We start from the raw sequence: 1123 nt of genomic DNA on the forward strand, positions 1-1123 counted from the left end.
AATAAGTTCCCACACTTATCGTAGACACATATATTAACCTTGCATGATGTTGTTGTGCCAAACGTATGACATCAACAGTACCTTGAACATTTACTTTTTCAAATTCATCATCATCACCAAAGTGATCTGTACGAGCACCTGCATGAATAATCGTATCCATGTTTTCTGGTAAAACAACATCATCCATACACTCGAAATCACCAACAATGACTTCAATGTTTGATAACATCATTTCAACCGTCTCTTCTGAAAAATAATCATTTAAATTCGTCATCAACTTATACCTTGCTATTTCCTCATTATCAGCACGTATGAAACAATAAATGCGATGACTGTATCCTTGTAGTGCTTCAATCAGATAAGCACCTAAAAACCCTGTCGCGCCAGTCAATAGTGTATTTCCTATAGGTCGATGACTTAGACTATCCTCTAAAACACCCAAATTATAACGAGACATAACAATCTTTTGTAATTCCGAAAGATTATCCGGTAATGCAACTAATGATTGTTGATTTTGGTGTATATAATTAACAATCTGTCGCACGGTTTTATATTGGTATAATGTCTGCATTGAAATATGATGGCCAAATCGTTTTAAATGCGAGACAACTAACATCGCCTCTAATGAGTTACCACCAAGTTCAAAGAAATCATCGTCAACACCGACATCATTTTGTTTCAATACCTCTCCGAATACATCAACAAATGTCTGCTCAATTTCATTAGATGGTTCGCTATACACTTTATTAGACTGTTGTATAGTTGATGGATTTGGCAAACGCGTAGTATCCACCTTGTCATTCGTGGTTAATGGCATATAATCGATATGCGTTATAGTCTTAGGAATCATATACTTAGGCAGATGATCATTTAAATATTGCTTCAAATCCTGCTCCATTTGTTGCTCTCCGACATAATAAGCATTCAATATATCATGCGTATCAAAGTGACTTACTGTAACAACACAATCAGATATACCACGAATAGCTAATATTGCATTTTCAATTTCATCAAGTTCAATACGGTACCCGTTAACTTTCACTTGTTTATCTATTCTTCCTAAAAATTCAATTTGACCATCAGATGTATAACGTGCTAAATCACCACTATGATACAACTTTCC

At 34.9% G+C, this 1123-nt stretch carries 1 protein-coding gene; it reads right to left on the bottom strand.

The genetic code is table 11. The annotated features are described in order from the left end of the window. On the bottom strand, nt 1-1123 hold a 1123-nt coding region (locus IDG60_RS27605), incomplete at both ends, for an SDR family oxidoreductase (protein WP_206160875.1).

The sequence above is a fragment of the Staphylococcus sp. EG-SA-2 genome (assembly GCF_017152085.1).